Raw genomic sequence first — 14,995 nt, 5'->3', positions numbered from 1 at the left:
GCAGATAGATGCTTTATTAAAAGATACTGTGACGGAGCAATTCAAACATATTAGTTTTGAAAAGCCATGAGCCAATCACAGCTTTATTTATTTTCTGTGCAATTCCAACCAAGAATCAAGATCATCTTTTAAATAGCGAACAGACCGACCAATTTTAATGTATTTAGGGCCAGGAGTTCTATTTGCTAAGGTTCCATAAGCTCTATCTTGAGAGAGAAAAGAACGACTCATACAAATATAATTTGCTGCTTCAGCCTCTTTAAAAACCCTTTTTTCCATAATTGCATCCTTATAGATATAAATGTACTTGTAAGTAAATACATTATATACCTTAAAAAGGTATAACATCAATATAAAATACGTTTATTGCGTATATCTATTTTAAGATATTATCTTGTACTTCAAAAATTCTTCGCTCTGCAGAGAATTTATCTTTAAACATCCTAATCCCTTCATCGCGCATCTTAGCTGCGAATTGAGAAAAATAAACATTTAGAGATTCTCGATTTTCCAGTTGATACTGAACTGTTAATTTTTCTTTCCCAGAAACATCTTCATTTTCAGGTTTTAAAATACTGGCTTTAATAAATCCCGGGAACTGCAGCATTTCTTTGGCATGCTCTTTTAACCATAATTGAAACTGAGAATAAATATCCCCGTCAATAGCTAGGTTCACTTCGTAAATAATCATATTTTTTTCCTTTAAAATGAATAAAAATCAAACATACAATAGCACACATACTTATTGGGATACCTGCATTTAATTGATTTTTTGAAGTTACAATTAAATAAGGCATTAATCCGCCAAATATAGTCAAACTCATGTTATAGGAAATGGCTAGAGCCTTACCCCTTTGATTTAATTGAAATAGAGATACCATATATACAGGTAATGCTGAATTAAGTAAGGCTTGAATTATTGCGAAAAAAATCAACATAACAATACAACAAATACTATTCATTTGAGCTATAACAGCAAAAGCCATATACGAAAATAATAAATAAAATAATGCAGCAATTTTTATTTGCCTTTCTACCCCAATTTTATCAGCTAAAACCCCCATAAATGGCAATAATATGATGTACACCAATAATACTATTATTGTAATCATAAGAGCTTGTTGGTGAGAATGTAGATTTAATGACGTTGATAACATTGTAGGCATAAAAATAAATGTAATATAAAAAGCTGATGCAGAAAGGCTTGAAACTATAAATGTGGTTAACAACTCTCTCTTGTGGCTTTTGAGAAGATTGCTAAAACTCGAATACTCATATGCTTCAGAGATAAAGCAATCGACTTTACACCTAATCATGATCAAAACAAAACAACCAAAACTGCCAATTAAAAAAGGAACACGCCAGGCATACTCAATGATTTGCTCATGGGGCATCAAATAAACAAGAATTAAAACACTAAGATTTGCTAATAAAAGACCTACACTCCCACCAACAAATGCAAAGCTACCAGAAAAAGCCGAAGGTTTCTTTCCTTGTTCCACAACCATGATTATTGCTGAAGAAAACTCTCCAGAAATTGATATCCCTTGGACAATTCTACAAATAATTAGACCTGCTCCATAATAAATCCCCATAATATTTGATGGAAGCAAACCAATTGCTGATGTAGCAATCGTCATAAGAATAGTTGTAACAAGCAACACCCTTTTTCGACCAAAATGATCTATTAAATATCCAAAGCCAATAGAACCCAAAGGCTTAACAACATAACTAATGGCATAAGCTAAAATGGTAAAATTGATTGCGTTGCCGCTTTCTTGAAAAGAAAAAAACACTTCAGATAAGATCGGAATAAGGAAAGGAAATAATGTAAAATCATAAACTTCAATCAAGGTTCCTAAAAAAGCAGAGATTAAAGTAACTTTTTTCATTTACATCCCAGTAGAGATTGATTAGATTATTGTATCACTGAATGTAATAAAATAGCAGCATGGATATTTGTACAACACTAAAAGCGCGAAACATACACAATATTTTTCCTGAGATGTTCGAATTACAATTTTACCTAGTTTTTCATTCCCTAAAGTTGTTAGGGTGCGACTACTTTTATTTTTTGGGATTAGACGCAGGACTTTCCTACAGATTTTGTACTCATGAAGATTGGATTGACTTTTATCATGATGAAAAACTTATACTAAATGATCCATTAAAACGAGTCATAGAAGATACTAAATTTATAGTTCTTCCATGGGAACAAGTAACTCATATACATGGTAATGAAAAAAGAACTATGAGTGGAAGAATTTCTTTTGGATTATTTAATGGATTAACAATAGCCCGGAAGCATCATAATAGAAAATATATTTTTGCATTAGCAACTGAGCTTAAAGAGCATGATATAGCAAAGTATCTTCTACTGGAAAAAACAAATCAGTTAGAAAAGTTCGTCTCTGACTGTATGAGGTTATTTGATCAGTATTTACTATTAATGTTAGAACCAATTGCACAAATCATGTAATTATTGAGACATCAATTTTTGAGGCCTTGTCAAATGAAGAATCACCATGAACCTAAAACATTTCTGGAGTTCCAGAAAAATATAGTCAATAGCCTTTCTTATTTTATGTTCTATAGTATCATAGACCTAATTTATATACAGTATGTACTCTAAACGTTTCTTCACATTCCATTCAATTGAAAAAATTGTGGCCGCAGTGTTGGCGGCAAAATTACAATCGATAATTAAACCATAAAAAATTCCTGATTCTTTATCTGTAGTAACATCTTTAGGACTCACCAGATACTGAACAATTTATTTCACATAACTGGTCTCTGACAATCAACTGACCAAGTATCACATGATAATGTGACTTTTTTAAATTAACCTTAAAGCTTTATATAACCACTTCAATTTAATCTTTTCCGAAAGAGGTTTTTAAAACCTTCATTACATTTATTGATTAAGCCCTGACATTGATGAATCAGCAAAGTATTTTATGGACATAAAAATTTCAGTTTGACTTTTATTTTTAAATGATGAATGATTGTCATAGGATTTATATTAAGGATAGAAAAATGATTGAGACAGAAAGACTTCTTTTAGAACCAATCAAAGAAGAATATTATCAAGTATTAAATAAGGAAATAAAAAAATCTCACTCTTTCCTTTCTCAATGGTTGTTTTGGGTAACCCCCATTCCTACAGAAGAAGAAACCAAAGCGTTTTGTATTGATTGCCATGAGAAATATTTACGAAACGAAAATCTTCAACTCGCAATATTTGATAAAACCCATAAAGTGTTTATGGGATGTATAGGAATCCACTCTTTTAATTATAAGAATGAAAAGAATAGCTTTAATATAGGCTATTGGATGGGTACCGACTTCTCTCATCAAGGATACATGTCCGAAGCACTAAAAGCCTTATGTGACTATTCATTTAAAACTTTAGGTGCCACAAAAATATACATTACTAATGATGCGGAAAATATGCCAAGTAATAAGCTTGCCAAAAATTCTGGTTTTTTACTTATAGAGAGCATAAAGAATCACATCAAAAATGTGAATGGGGAACACAGAGATACCAATGTCTATTGCTTATCAAAATAAACATTAATCCCCCATTCTCAATATACAAAGAATATATTTTTAACCACAACCATAAAGGAGCTCATGATGATTGGCAAACCACACAACTAAGCAATTCACAAAGTTCAAATAATCGCCTTTTTAAGCATGTATCTTGATGCATGCTTAGTATTTAAACTCCATATGTGAATCATGATGAATTATATTAAATCCCCCTGCTTTGAAGCATTTACTCTCGATGGAAATAATGTCATTTTTACTGGCTCAAGACAAAAAATTATCACCAATCAAGAGTTTTTCTTTGAGGTGATTGAAATCGCCAATTTTTGTAATGAACCTAGAAACTCTTTAGAACTTAATGAATTTATGATTCATAATCACATAAAACAAAACTCGCTTGAATATGCCCTTGAACATAAGATCCTAATAAACAATCAGATTGATCTTTCTTCAAGATACAGCAGGAATGATATTTATTTAGAGTATCAAGGCATAGACAGCAAAGCATTACGCGAAAAACTTCAGGAAATGAATTTCTTGATTGCCGGATGTGGTGGCATAGGAAATATTATGTCATTTACCATGACCTCATTGGGAGCAAAAAATCTAATTCTCTTAGATGATGATGTGGTAGAAATCTCCAATCTCAATAGACAATTTCTGTTTACCGAAGAAGATGTAGGTCAAAAAAAAGTGGACGCATTGGAACGTAGTCTTAAAAAAATAAACTCGACCCTTAATATAAAGAAAATAAATTCAAACTTAGAACGTCTAGAACTGAATAATAGCGATGTATCCTTAATTATTTTATCGGCAGATAGTGATAACGCATTAGAAATGGTTACTCGATTTGCGACCTCTCGCAGAATACCCATATTAAGTGTTGGATACTTAGCAGATATTTCTTGTGTGGGTCCATTTTATATCCCTAGGGTTTCTTCATGCCCTTTATGTACTAATATCTATACAGATGAACATAAAGAAATTGATGAGCGCCTGGTACTGGTGAATTCTAATTACAAAGCACCTTCCGCGCCAATGAATAACTTCTTAGCATCCATTCTCGCGGTGAACGACATTATTAATTTTATTTCAGGAAACACAGAACGCATTAAATCGCTAAATAAAAGATATGGGATGAATTCATTTACCTTTGAACAAGATTATATTGACTGTCCGATATCTGGACACTGCCGCTATTGCTCGGATAATTAAGTTGTGAGATAAAAGAATCAAGCTTAAATAAGCAATCATCATGAGGATTAGCCCAATAATGATTAAGCTCTGTATCCCATAAGAGTTAATGAAGTATCCCGAGATTAAAAGGCCAGCTCCTGATAAAACCGTAGTCAACACATATAAGAAACTATCAAATCTTGCTCTTATTTGCTTGGTAATGTTTTTGTGAGACTTTGCATTGGTTAATATTATAGTGATTCTTACGCTAAAGAATAAAAGGCTAAGGCCCAAAATCATGAAATAACTATTTGAAAGTCGAAGTGATGCACTTAAAAAGAGAAGCGATATCAAAATAAGAAAAAAACTCAAGGTTAAAATGTTCACTCGAATATGCCTGACAAGTTTTCCTGCTAAAGATTGAAGACAAAGGCTTATTATAAATATCAAACCAAGGAAGTAAGGATTTTGTTGTACTACAGAAATACTTGACGCAAGAACTTGCCAATATTGAATCACCACTTGATAAAATAAGGAAACAAACATTAATGGAGCAATAAAAGGTAATAATTGCAGTACTTTTCTTTTTATTAATTTTATTTCATAACTTTTTCTAGAACTTACTAAAACATTGTTATGACGCCCTTTCTGAGCAGGTAAGAATAAAAATCCATTAATAATTAGAATCACCATGAATACAAACGCTGCAAAAAATAAGTATTCACCGAGGTATTGATAAGCAATAGAACCAATCCCTGCAAAAACCGCCATTCCTAAAAAAGATAAATTCGTGTATTTACCTAAAATAGATTCAAACTCTTTATTTTTTTCTATCTTAAAATATTCATCTAAAAGATAAGCATTATAAATACTATTAAAAATAACTAAACCGATGGCATTAAATAGTTCAGCGATATAGAAATAAAAAATATGAAGACACCATCCTCCTAAAAAAAACATTAAAAGCCATAATGAAGAGGCAATCATGGAAATCAGGTACATTGATTTTCGATCAAAACCATCCATTCGATGAGCAATAAAAATACCAAAACACAAAGTGATAAGCGCTTGCACGACTTTTATATAAGCGATGCTATCTAGTCCCACACCTGCCTGAAACATATAGATAACGGACACAGCTCCGGTCAGCATCCTTAGGCTGCTAAAGGTAGCCATATTTAATACAATGGTGTTATAGCTTTTTATTCTCTGAATCATAAAGAAACATTATTCCATGCTGTATGAATTTTCTCGAAGATGACTTCAAAAGAAACAAATACTTTGATTTTATTATTTACTCCAATGTCATGTAAAGATTTTTTTGTGACTCATTTTATTTTTTTTCATTACCCTCATCAAAGAAAAGATCATCCTTCGTTTTCTTATCGATTGCAAACAGCCATCTCATACATTAATTCAATAATAGGATCACTGGATTTAAGGTTTAGTACCCTATATTCAATAAACTCGGATCAAGAACCAATTTATCTTTCTCTACACGCGATAATTTTTTAATAAAACGCTCTACGTTCATTGCGGTTAATTTATCGTTGATTTCCCAGGATTGGGCAATTTTTATTGGCTTAAAACTACGCGTGTATTTACATCTACCGGTACCGTCAACATGAGATAAGTAACGCTTTTCAAGATTATTCGTATACCCAGTATAATACGTATTGTTTTCGCAAAGTAATATATAGACCCAATAAGAGACGTCACTCACCTTTGTTATCCTTACACTTAATTTCTCTATCAATTGGCGCGCATTATTCGATGAGACCTGCTTACAGTGAGTTAATCCAACACCAATTGTTTGAGCATCCACGTATCACACCCGTAATGTCCTGTATCCCCCATCGCCTGAGTTAAAAACTCAAACCCTGCTTTACGATATAAAGAAATCGCTTGCGTCATCTGCGATAACGTTTCCAAGTACATTGCTTTATAGCTGGAGGTCGCATCGTGCATTACTCGACGCAACAACTCATTACCAAGTCCCAGCCCTCTACTTCCTTTGTCTAAATACATCTTACGTAATTCACACACATCAGGACTCGCCCCGTGTAACGGAGCAAATCCTATCCCTCCCAATAATCTATGGTCCTTTACAGCAACATAGTATCTTTGTCCCTGTTCTTGATAAAACTCATACATCGAATGGGTTTCTTCGTCCATCGAGGCAAAACCTGGTTTATTGGCACCAAACTCACTTAAAACCGCTTTGATTAAAACACAAAGAGATTCATTATCTTTTTTCTCAATAGGACGAATCACTACGCCTTGAAGCGTACGTGATTTTTTAAGTGCGTGACTGTACCCTCTTAATCCTTCACTAACCGTCTTATGCTCTTCGGGTGTTAAATAGTGAAGCGCAGAAGCCACGTTGGTTCTTGCCTGTTCATTAATCTCTTTAACTTTCATTAACCCTAAATGAGTCAGGCGGATGGGTTTATTTTTTTTATTCTCATCGACTTCATAAAAAGTAACATAATCAAGGTGGATTAAGGATTTGATTAATCGACTGACGTAGGATTTATTTACTCTTAAATTGTTAACCAAAAGCTGTTGTTCGATAATTCCATAACGCTCACACTCAAGTAATACATGAATTTGCGCCACATTTAATTCATCATTTTGAGCATTCTCGTTTAAAAAACCCAATTCGCGAATCAGCTCGCGTGAATAAAAGCGTAATTCATCAACCGTATCTAAATTCATAATGCACCTTAAAGTTTCCTTGAGAAACAATACAGAAATTTAAGAAACCATTCAACTCCTTTTTTATGAATGAGCTAATAAATCATGCCGCTTAATACCCAGCTTAACTAAAGCGAGTGCGGCATGGCTCAATTTAAAGGAAACCACCCGTACTCATAAGAAAAATCCATGGTGCCGTTTAAAGTGTAATCAGGAAGGGATATGAGTCACACGTTTGAGCCATTGAACTAATTGAGAATGAAGCATCCAGCCATCATCAATACAGGTGCTGAAGCGTTGCTTGGTGCACTTAAAATCATTCAAAAGAATCCTCGGAAAATAACTAATCACCGGTATCTCATCGGGTACCCAGTCCATGCAGTGACGGATTAAACTCTGATTTTGAGGCAAACATGCCAGATTAATGAACATGAGATGATATGGAGTGGTGTTAAGATCTAATTCCTCTTGAGTAGTCACGTAGGTGATGTCATGCTCTAAATGGAGAAACAAACGCAAAATGAGATGCGCCGTGTGTGGATTGTCATCAATAAGCACAATGGGATTAAATCGATGGAGCATGCAGTTCTTCAAAAAAATTCCTAAGAAAAAATGAAATTAATCAAAGAAGGCATGCCGTGCACGCTGCACGAGCAAGTGGCTTTAGAGAAAACCAAAGAGCGACTGCGATGCTCTATTGAGTTATGACCCATGGCAAACCATAGATACATGCGCACACGCAAATTGTCACGCGCAATAAATATGATACACTGTACTTAGCCACAAACTTAGTTAGCGCTAGGATTGTGGTTAGTGCAGTGCGACATGAAGTCGTTTTATTGATTGTTTCAACTCAACTAAGAGGGTGAAACCAGTTGTTTCGCCAACTGTTTCCTATCCAAACATGCGATCTTAGCAATGAGATGGTGTGAAGCTTTGGAGACAATGAAGCCACTAATACAGTAAGAGTAATCGTGAGAGTACTCTTAGACCTCAAGTATCTAAAGGTCAGGCGCTAGGAAAGGTGGTATGGTTAAAACGAAATGAATCCTCTAAATCATCGTAACCAAAAACAGCTAAAGGTACTGATAAGCTTAACCAAAAGGTAAGTAGTCGGTATAGGAGCTTGCACTTCTCCTATCGCGAACAAAGCACTACCGGTGAACAGAAGAAACCTAACCCATCTCGGCAATAAAACGGAACATGGTAAGCCTGTTTACCTCCCACGGGGAAAGTAGCCTGCAAAGGATACCATGGGTAAGCAGGTAAAGGAGGATGGAAAAAGCGAAGGTCATCTTGTAATGAGATGGATAGAGGTTGAGACAACAACATCACCTCACGTGAAAACGAGCCCACTTCCATCTGGTTCTTCATTACGAAACCAATTAGGACACCGAATGAAAGCAGGTACGCAGGAAAGGAGCTCTAGAAATAGAGTTGACGCGGCCTCACACACCTTAAATTGGCACCAGATTAACTGGCATCAAGCCTACAAGACTGTGAATCGGCTCCAATCACGAATCGTAAAGGCTACACAGGAAGGAAACAAACGCAAGGTCCGTGCGTTACAAAACCTTCTAACCAGTTCACTCGCTGCATCTGCTGTAGCGATAAGACAGGTGACAGAAAATACGGGAAAACGAACACCGGGTATTGATAAGATATTATGGCGGACACACCAACAGAAAAGCAAAGCGATTCCAATCGTACGACGCCATCAATACCGAGCGAAACCTTTACGCCGAATATACATACCGAAACCAGGTAAACCCAATCAAAAGCGACCATTAAGTATTCCCTGTATGGACGACCGAGCAAAACAAGCGTTATATAGTTTAGCCCTAGCGCCCATTGCCGAATACTATGCCGACCCTAATTCTTATGGCTTTCGCAAACTCCGCTCAACAGCAGATGCTATGGAAGCTTGCCGCAAGGCGCTCGTAAGCGTGTCGCTACCTCGTTAAAAATTCTGGGACATCCCAGTCCCCAGAATTCACTCGCCAACGCGACAGGTTAAAGGCCGCGACCGTCCTGTTTCCGGCACGATTGCTCTGAACGAGCAATACGTATGCCTGCACCAATGACTCTACGGCTGCATAAAGATTTACTCCGCATCCCTTCGGGCTGTCTGCGTAAATCGCAGCCTATCGCGGTCTCCTCGCCTCGGCGTTCCGCCTTCCATAGCGAGCAGTAAAAGAAAAGGTTCAGCACAATGGGTTTTAGAAGCAGACATCAAAGCCTGTTTCGACACCATCGCACATGACTGGCTCCTTAAATGGATTCCTATGGATAAACGGATACTCGCTCAATGGTTAAAAGCGGGATATGTAGATAAACGAGTTCTCTACCCAAGTAATCAAGGAACTCCTCAAGGCGGAATTATCTCTCCTCTGTTGGCAAACTTAACCCTCGATGGTTTGGAACGCACCATCAAACTCCAATTCAAAAGAGGAAAAGTACATGTCATCCGGTACGCCGACGACTTTATTATTACAGGAAACTCAAAAGAACTACTGGAAAACAAGGTTCAACCGGCGGTAGAGAAATTCCTCGCACCAAGGGAACTCACCTTATCGAAGGAAAAAACTCATATAACTCCTATCCAAAATGGTTTTGATTTCCTAGGATTCAACTTCCGTAAACTGGATTCTAAATTAAGAATTCAACCAGCGAAAAAGAAAATCAAAGAAATCAGGAGCAAAATAAAAACCATTATTAAAACGCACCAACAAGCTAAAACAGGAACGTTAATAACCAATTTGAACCCCATCATACGGGGTTGGGCTAACTATTATCGCCACTGCAAAAGCAAACAGGTGTTCTCATATCTCGATCACCAAGTCTTTATCCTAACATGGCGCTGGGCAAACAGAAGGCATCCAAATAAAGGAAAACGGTGGATTAAAAAACAGTATTTCCGAGTGACTCCTCACTCCGCCTGGACCTTCTGCGGAACCACACCCGACACCAAATCAATTTCTCTACGACTGTTTCGAGAGACATTTATTAAACTCCATATAAAAATTCGTAGCGAAGTTAATCCCTACGACCCACAATATGGACTCTATCTCGAACAAAGGAAAACAAGAGATATACATAAGTCTGAATACAGTAAATACATTCAGAAATTTTTACTCAGGCAAAAACACTCTTGTCCTATATGTCATGAAGAATTGAATCAGCAGACTGGCTGGCACTTGCACCACCTGACTCGTCGAAGAGATGGGGGAAAAAATCATAGAAACAATCTTGTCCTCTTGCATCCCACTTGTCATGAGCAGTGGCACAGCCGCAACCGTGGATGTGTAACCGGGCCCCTACGTAGAGAGCCTTAGAAGAGCTTGAGCTGTATGCAGTGAAAGTTGCACGTACAGTTCTTAGAGGATAGGATGGCAGTAATGCCATCTTCTTACTCGACGCGCTGGTGTTACTAGCACCAGCACGGCACGCCTTAAAGATTAGTTTATGGCGGTTTCTACCCAAAAGTCAATCAATCTCATCCGCTGGTTTTCTCTTCGATTTTATTTCAAAATACATCAACACTATTGAGCCTACTAAAGAATAAAGGACAGTTTTCCCACGTACGATTTAAATAAACGAAGCAGACATGATAGGAGTTTCAGAAAAGAGGCCTTCGTGCTTGAACACAGCATCAACACACCTTAAGCCCCTAAGGATTCAAGTTCGACCTCCTGTCGATTGATGGCTGTGTCAAACTCGTTTAGTATAAACATCTGTATTTTGTTGATACAGAAGAGACAACTGATTAACACCGCAGAAATTTCTTATTTCACACCCTAAACACCTAATACACACGCACTTTAGGGAGTTCAGACCAGCGACTCATATATGCAGGGGATTTTAACTCCGAACGCATCGCCCAGGGCTTTGCATAACCTTCGGCCGCCAAGCGAAGCGTGCTGCGTCCGTATTTTTGATTCACTTGGTCCAACACGTTCATCAGTCGCTCGGCATGAATGCGCTGCGCCTCATTCGGTTGTTCAAACAAATCCAATTGCTGCGTTGTTTTGGGAATCAACTCATGAAGACACACACCTACTTTCTTATAAAAATATCCTGGTTTAAACAGGCGCTGCACACACTCTTTGGCCCTCTTTGTGATGATTCGTACATCATCGACAGGATTTACAAAATGGGTTTCAATAGATTGAGCATAATATGCCAAATCCTGACGAAAACGAGGGGTACACACAAACACCGACATCCTGTGGGCAATTAACCCTTGCTGACGCATTTTGTCCACCGCGCGAGCGCAATGACTGCTCACCGCTTGCGCCAGGGCAAACTCATCTGTTTGCAGGGTACCAAAGGATTTGGACGACATGATGTTTTGTTTTAATGTGGCGTCTTCAAGTCCTCCACATGAAACGCCACAAAGCTCCATGGCCGTGCGCATCAACACCACATTAAATTGCCTTTTTAACACTTGGGGATTGCCTACGGACAAGTCATAGGCAGTGTGAATGCCTTGAGCACGTAATTTTTTATCCCATGAGCGCCCTATTCCCCATACCTCCCCTACATCAATGTGTTTTAATAATTGCATCTGATGTGTGATGTTCACCACAGGCACGTGAAGCACTTTTTTACATAAATGATTCGCTACTTTCGCTAACGTTTTGGTTTTCCCAATCCCAATAGATGTGGGAATTCCCACATGTTTTAAAATCTTTTTTTGTAAATCCCGACAAAATGATTCATGTTGGGTTGTAGGCATCGAACTTAAATCCAGAAAAGCTTCATCAATAGAATAGAACTCCACATGGGGCCAGCTCGCTTCAATAGTATTCATTACTCGTTGACTGATGTTTCCATAGAGGGTGTAATTGGAGGAAAACACCTTGATGCCATGCTGTCGGCACATGTGTTGGATTTGAAAATAAGGCACGCCCATGGCAATGCCTAATGCCTTGGCTTCATTAGAGCGCGCAATGCAACACCCGTCATTATTCGACAAAACCACAATAGGTGTATTTATTAAATCCGGTCGAAACACACGCTCACAACTGGCAAAAAAATTGTTGCAATCAATGAGGGCAAACATATTTAGAGTAACTCATGAAAGACACACGTCACCACACCCCAAATTACCAGGTCCATTTCTTCAGTGATGTCAATAGGTGGAAACTTAGGATTTGCTGACAGCAATTGCACACGCCCTTTCGTGCGCGATAAGCGTTTCACCGTTAATTCACCATTGATGGCGGCAATCACAATATTACCATCAGCTACGTCCAAACTTTTATCCACCAACAACCAATCACCCGAAAAAATACCCGCATCGGTCATGGAATCCCCTGTGGCCTGCACCACAAAGGTTGCCGAAGGATTGCGAATGAACTTACTATTTAAATCCAAATGCCCCTGAATGTACTCATCAGCAGGCGATGGAAAACCTGCTTGTACTTTACTTGAATACACTGGCAGTGCATACGTTTTTCGAATGAAGTGGGGCGCGAGTTCTGCTTGAATCATTGGCGCTCGCATCATGGAAATTGACTCCCAACGAAAACATTCTGAGCCCCCTTTTTTTCCATCACGAGAAATCATCATCGCTACCTTTTTTAATTGCTGATGCAAAGAGGATAGAGAGCCCTAATGGTGCTGTAAATCCCCGAACATTAAAAGAATAAACTCACAAAAGTTAACTCTTGGAGAATATTCACTATTTATTTTTTAGAACACTCAAGTCATGAATGAAATCACACCAGAATAGAATACTGCAACCCTATCACCCGCACACGGCGGTATAAAACCTATTTTTGCCGGGACGAAGTACGCATTATTACACGAAATCACGAAAAGCAACTTATCGCTTCCAAATAGATGCTCAAAATACCTTATTGATGTATAATAAACACTCAACACAAATTTAAGAGAGTTGTATGGAATCTGAAAAAGAAGAGCCCACCCTTCCTATAAACATACTCAAACAAACGAGTAGCTATCTGAATACAACAGAGGCCTATTGCTGGTCTATAACCTGCAAAAGGTTCCATTTTTTATTTCGTACCCATGATTTTTTTCTTTCATCTTTTCTAGAGTGCGTGGTTCGTGGAGAACAAGACGATGCCATGAACTTTTTGAAAAAAATAGACCTCACCTTAATGATTAAAAAAGGCGCGGTAATCGATTATTCAAACCGTCATTTTTCGAACATTTCGGCATTTCAATACATTCTAGGGGCTTTAGACACCCGCTACATGTGGGGTATGTTTCTTCGCTGCATTAGAGAAGATAAGCTTTTATCATTTCAAAAAAAGAAAGAAATTGTTTTAGAATTACTCAATCAATATCAGGAAGTTGAGAACAAAGGAATTACTTATACTTTGCATGGGATAACTCATAAAAATGAACCCCACTTTGGTTTTACTCCATTACTTAAAACACTGGGTACTTATGTAAAAGATTATCGGTTATTACCTCAACCAGGAATCTACTTCGGTAAGGAAGTAGGTAAAGCACAAACGTTAGTCTCAGCACATGTAGCACAACATTATTGCGACCTAGATTATTCTTTTTCCGCAAAAACAACCTTCACCGCAGAACGATTTATGCGACGTTTAGATGTTCATGGTTATTGGGGTGGCATCTTCAAATGGTGGAACTCCTCCGTTTTAGGTCAGCTGTATGGCGCTATTTATGGCACTATTCGGGCAGATAATAACGACGCAAAACAAATGTTCACACCATCGCCTATGTTAGCAAAAATCGACCTAGACGCAATGACCACCTTATTTGAAGTAAGAATGAAGGATAGATTGGCCATAGGTACTCAGTTGGAGATATTCCTCAAAGAACTTGAGCAGGCTTTGAATTCGCAAGAGCATTTCTCGTTGAACATAAAGTAAATGCGCTCGCTCTGCGCCATACGCCGCAGGAGCGAACTCTCAAGGCGTTTCCAAAAGAACCAGTAATTTCTAAACCGCAATTACTCAATTGTATTCAATTTTTATTATTCCATTGGGTAATGTAAGGATTGGGGTATCCTTCAATCGCAGCAACTTGATTCCCCCAGGTATGCTCCCAAGCATTTGGTGGAAACTGTTGATTCCACGCCTCGAATAATTGGCGTTGCGACGAACTTAAGGACAAGTGATAATATTCCGCCATAAAAAGATACGCACGGGCTACCACCCCTTTAGCCTCATCCGCAGGCTCCACCCTTCGTGAAAATTTATCAATTTTAATAGTACATCCCATATAAGAATCATGATTAGGTAACACCCCAAATCGATAATTTGACCGTGCTTGATTAATTAAACCGACCTCTGGCCATAAATTATAGAGTTCCGCTTCAATATGGCGAAACCGCTCATCCATTTTTTGACAACAACGACGCCCTTTATAGGCTTTACCATTTGGACTCTGACACAATGGTTCACGCCAACAAGCAAACTGCTTCCCAAAATGCTCAGCCGCCATAATGTGCTCCCATTCAATCCGATGCGCTCTTTTTTTCGAATCGGCTTCTTGCATTCCACAAGACGCAAGATATACCGTCTTTTCCTTATAAGTACATTGGCAATAAACCGTTTGTGGATGATCATGA

The 14,995-nt window shown here is 37.8% G+C and carries 15 protein-coding genes and 2 pseudogenes; 7 read left to right on the top strand and 10 right to left on the bottom strand.

The window, feature by feature from the left end:
* Positions 1-87: 87 nt before the first annotated feature.
* The 3 genes from QM652_RS02485 to QM652_RS02475 all read right to left on the bottom strand — a co-directional run bounded on the left by QM652_RS02485 (position 88) and on the right by QM652_RS02475 (position 1,892).
* Complete coding sequence (locus QM652_RS02485; protein ID WP_415072567.1) at positions 88-279, bottom strand: helix-turn-helix transcriptional regulator; 192 nt, start codon at positions 277-279, stop codon at positions 88-90.
* 97 nt (positions 280-376) lie between these two features.
* On the bottom strand, positions 377-691 hold the full coding sequence (locus QM652_RS02480; RefSeq protein ID WP_415072566.1) for a DUF4286 family protein: 315 nt from the start codon (positions 689-691) through the stop codon (positions 377-379).
* Positions 660-1,892 carry an MFS transporter gene (locus tag QM652_RS02475; protein WP_415072565.1) on the bottom strand — a complete coding sequence of 411 codons (1,233 nt, stop codon included), beginning with the start codon at positions 1,890-1,892 and terminating at the stop codon, positions 660-662. Before QM652_RS02475 ends, QM652_RS02480 begins: the two co-directional genes overlap by 32 nt.
* Before the next feature lie 182 nt (positions 1,893-2,074).
* Here QM652_RS02475 and QM652_RS02470 point away from each other — a divergent pair, with 182 nt between their 5' ends.
* From QM652_RS02470 to QM652_RS02460, 3 genes are all read left to right on the top strand, one after another.
* Entirely contained in the window at positions 2,075-2,479 is a 405-nt protein-coding gene (locus tag QM652_RS02470) for a hypothetical protein (RefSeq protein WP_415072564.1), read from the top strand.
* 557 nt (positions 2,480-3,036) lie between these two features.
* Positions 3,037-3,570, top strand: coding sequence for a GNAT family N-acetyltransferase (locus QM652_RS02465; protein ID WP_415072563.1), 534 nt, complete (start codon positions 3,037-3,039; stop codon positions 3,568-3,570).
* Between the two features lie 171 nt (positions 3,571-3,741).
* A complete protein-coding gene (locus QM652_RS02460; RefSeq protein WP_415072562.1) occupies positions 3,742-4,764 on the top strand; it encodes a ThiF family adenylyltransferase in 1,023 nt (340 codons plus the stop codon).
* Here the strand turns inward: QM652_RS02460 and QM652_RS02455 are convergent.
* The 4 genes from QM652_RS02455 to QM652_RS02440 all read right to left on the bottom strand — a co-directional run bounded on the left by QM652_RS02455 (position 4,693) and on the right by QM652_RS02440 (position 8,004).
* A complete protein-coding gene (locus QM652_RS02455) occupies positions 4,693-5,943 on the bottom strand; it encodes an MFS transporter (protein WP_415072561.1) in 1,251 nt (416 codons plus the stop codon). The two genes, QM652_RS02460 and QM652_RS02455, sit on opposite strands and share 72 nt — an antisense overlap.
* A gap of 226 nt (positions 5,944-6,169) precedes the next feature.
* Positions 6,170-6,448 carry a GIY-YIG nuclease family protein gene (locus QM652_RS02450; protein ID WP_415072670.1) on the bottom strand — a complete coding sequence of 93 codons (279 nt, stop codon included), beginning with the start codon at positions 6,446-6,448 and terminating at the stop codon, positions 6,170-6,172.
* Between the two features lie 71 nt (positions 6,449-6,519).
* Complete coding sequence (locus tag QM652_RS02445) at positions 6,520-7,443, bottom strand: bifunctional helix-turn-helix transcriptional regulator/GNAT family N-acetyltransferase (RefSeq protein ID WP_415072560.1); 924 nt, start codon at positions 7,441-7,443, stop codon at positions 6,520-6,522.
* A gap of 189 nt (positions 7,444-7,632) precedes the next feature.
* Positions 7,633-8,004, bottom strand: coding sequence for a hypothetical protein (locus QM652_RS02440; RefSeq protein ID WP_415072559.1), 372 nt, complete (start codon positions 8,002-8,004; stop codon positions 7,633-7,635).
* A gap of 671 nt (positions 8,005-8,675) precedes the next feature.
* On the opposite strand from QM652_RS02440, the pseudogene QM652_RS02435 reads away from it, so the two are divergent.
* From QM652_RS02435 to QM652_RS02425, 3 genes and pseudogenes are all read left to right on the top strand, one after another.
* Positions 8,676-9,110: pseudogene (locus QM652_RS02435) on the top strand (reverse transcriptase N-terminal domain-containing protein); the annotation flags it as partial.
* Between the two features lie 39 nt (positions 9,111-9,149).
* Positions 9,150-9,350: pseudogene (locus tag QM652_RS02430) on the top strand (reverse transcriptase domain-containing protein); the annotation flags it as partial.
* Between the two features lie 168 nt (positions 9,351-9,518).
* Positions 9,519-10,757: a group II intron reverse transcriptase gene (locus QM652_RS02425; protein ID WP_415072668.1), complete on the top strand. Its 1,239-nt coding sequence runs from the start codon at positions 9,519-9,521 to the stop codon at positions 10,755-10,757.
* Positions 10,758-11,227: 470 nt separating this feature from the next.
* On the opposite strand, the gene QM652_RS02420 is transcribed toward QM652_RS02425, so the two are convergent.
* Both QM652_RS02420 and QM652_RS02415 read right to left on the bottom strand, forming a co-directional pair.
* Positions 11,228-12,487: a Y-family DNA polymerase gene (locus tag QM652_RS02420; RefSeq protein WP_415072558.1), complete on the bottom strand. Its 1,260-nt coding sequence runs from the start codon at positions 12,485-12,487 to the stop codon at positions 11,228-11,230.
* A 2-nt stretch (positions 12,488-12,489) separates the two neighbouring features.
* The gene (locus tag QM652_RS02415; protein WP_415072666.1) at positions 12,490-12,993 is read right to left on the bottom strand and encodes a LexA family protein; all 504 of its coding nucleotides are present in this window, start codon (positions 12,991-12,993) and stop codon (positions 12,490-12,492) included.
* A gap of 335 nt (positions 12,994-13,328) precedes the next feature.
* Between QM652_RS02415 and QM652_RS02410 the strand changes: the two genes are divergently transcribed.
* The gene (locus QM652_RS02410; RefSeq protein WP_415072557.1) at positions 13,329-14,294 is read left to right on the top strand and encodes a hypothetical protein; all 966 of its coding nucleotides are present in this window, start codon (positions 13,329-13,331) and stop codon (positions 14,292-14,294) included.
* A gap of 94 nt (positions 14,295-14,388) precedes the next feature.
* Here QM652_RS02410 and QM652_RS02405 read toward each other — a convergent pair.
* Positions 14,389-14,995: endonuclease (locus QM652_RS02405; protein WP_415072556.1), on the bottom strand; the 607-nt coding region annotated here is incomplete at its 5' end.

Source organism: Legionella sp. (assembly GCF_047605385.1).
GTDB lineage: Bacteria > Pseudomonadota > Gammaproteobacteria > Legionellales > Legionellaceae > Legionella.
This window is presented reverse-complemented; position numbering and strand designations above follow the sequence as displayed.

Excerpts from the sequence above, each read along its gene's own strand:
- QM652_RS02465 (WP_415072563.1), top strand. The coding sequence starts at position 3,037 with ATGATTGAGACAGAAAGACTTCTTTTAGAACCAATCAAAGAAGAATAT.
- QM652_RS02415 (WP_415072666.1), bottom strand. The coding sequence starts at position 12,993 with ATGATTTCTCGTGATGGAAAAAAAGGGGGCTCAGAATGTTTTCGTTGG.
- QM652_RS02455 (WP_415072561.1), bottom strand. The coding sequence starts at position 5,943 with ATGATTCAGAGAATAAAAAGCTATAACACCATTGTATTAAATATGGCT.
- QM652_RS02420 (WP_415072558.1), bottom strand. The coding sequence starts at position 12,487 with ATGTTTGCCCTCATTGATTGCAACAATTTTTTTGCCAGTTGTGAGCGT.
- QM652_RS02440 (WP_415072559.1), bottom strand. The coding sequence starts at position 8,004 with ATGCTCCATCGATTTAATCCCATTGTGCTTATTGATGACAATCCACAC.
- QM652_RS02485 (WP_415072567.1), bottom strand. The coding sequence starts at position 279 with ATGGAAAAAAGGGTTTTTAAAGAGGCTGAAGCAGCAAATTATATTTGT.
- QM652_RS02480 (WP_415072566.1), bottom strand. The coding sequence starts at position 691 with ATGATTATTTACGAAGTGAACCTAGCTATTGACGGGGATATTTATTCT.
- QM652_RS02410 (WP_415072557.1), top strand. The coding sequence starts at position 13,329 with ATGGAATCTGAAAAAGAAGAGCCCACCCTTCCTATAAACATACTCAAA.
- QM652_RS02460 (WP_415072562.1), top strand. The coding sequence starts at position 3,742 with ATGATGAATTATATTAAATCCCCCTGCTTTGAAGCATTTACTCTCGAT.
- QM652_RS02475 (WP_415072565.1), bottom strand. The coding sequence starts at position 1,892 with ATGAAAAAAGTTACTTTAATCTCTGCTTTTTTAGGAACCTTGATTGAA.
- QM652_RS02445 (WP_415072560.1), bottom strand. The coding sequence starts at position 7,443 with ATGAATTTAGATACGGTTGATGAATTACGCTTTTATTCACGCGAGCTG.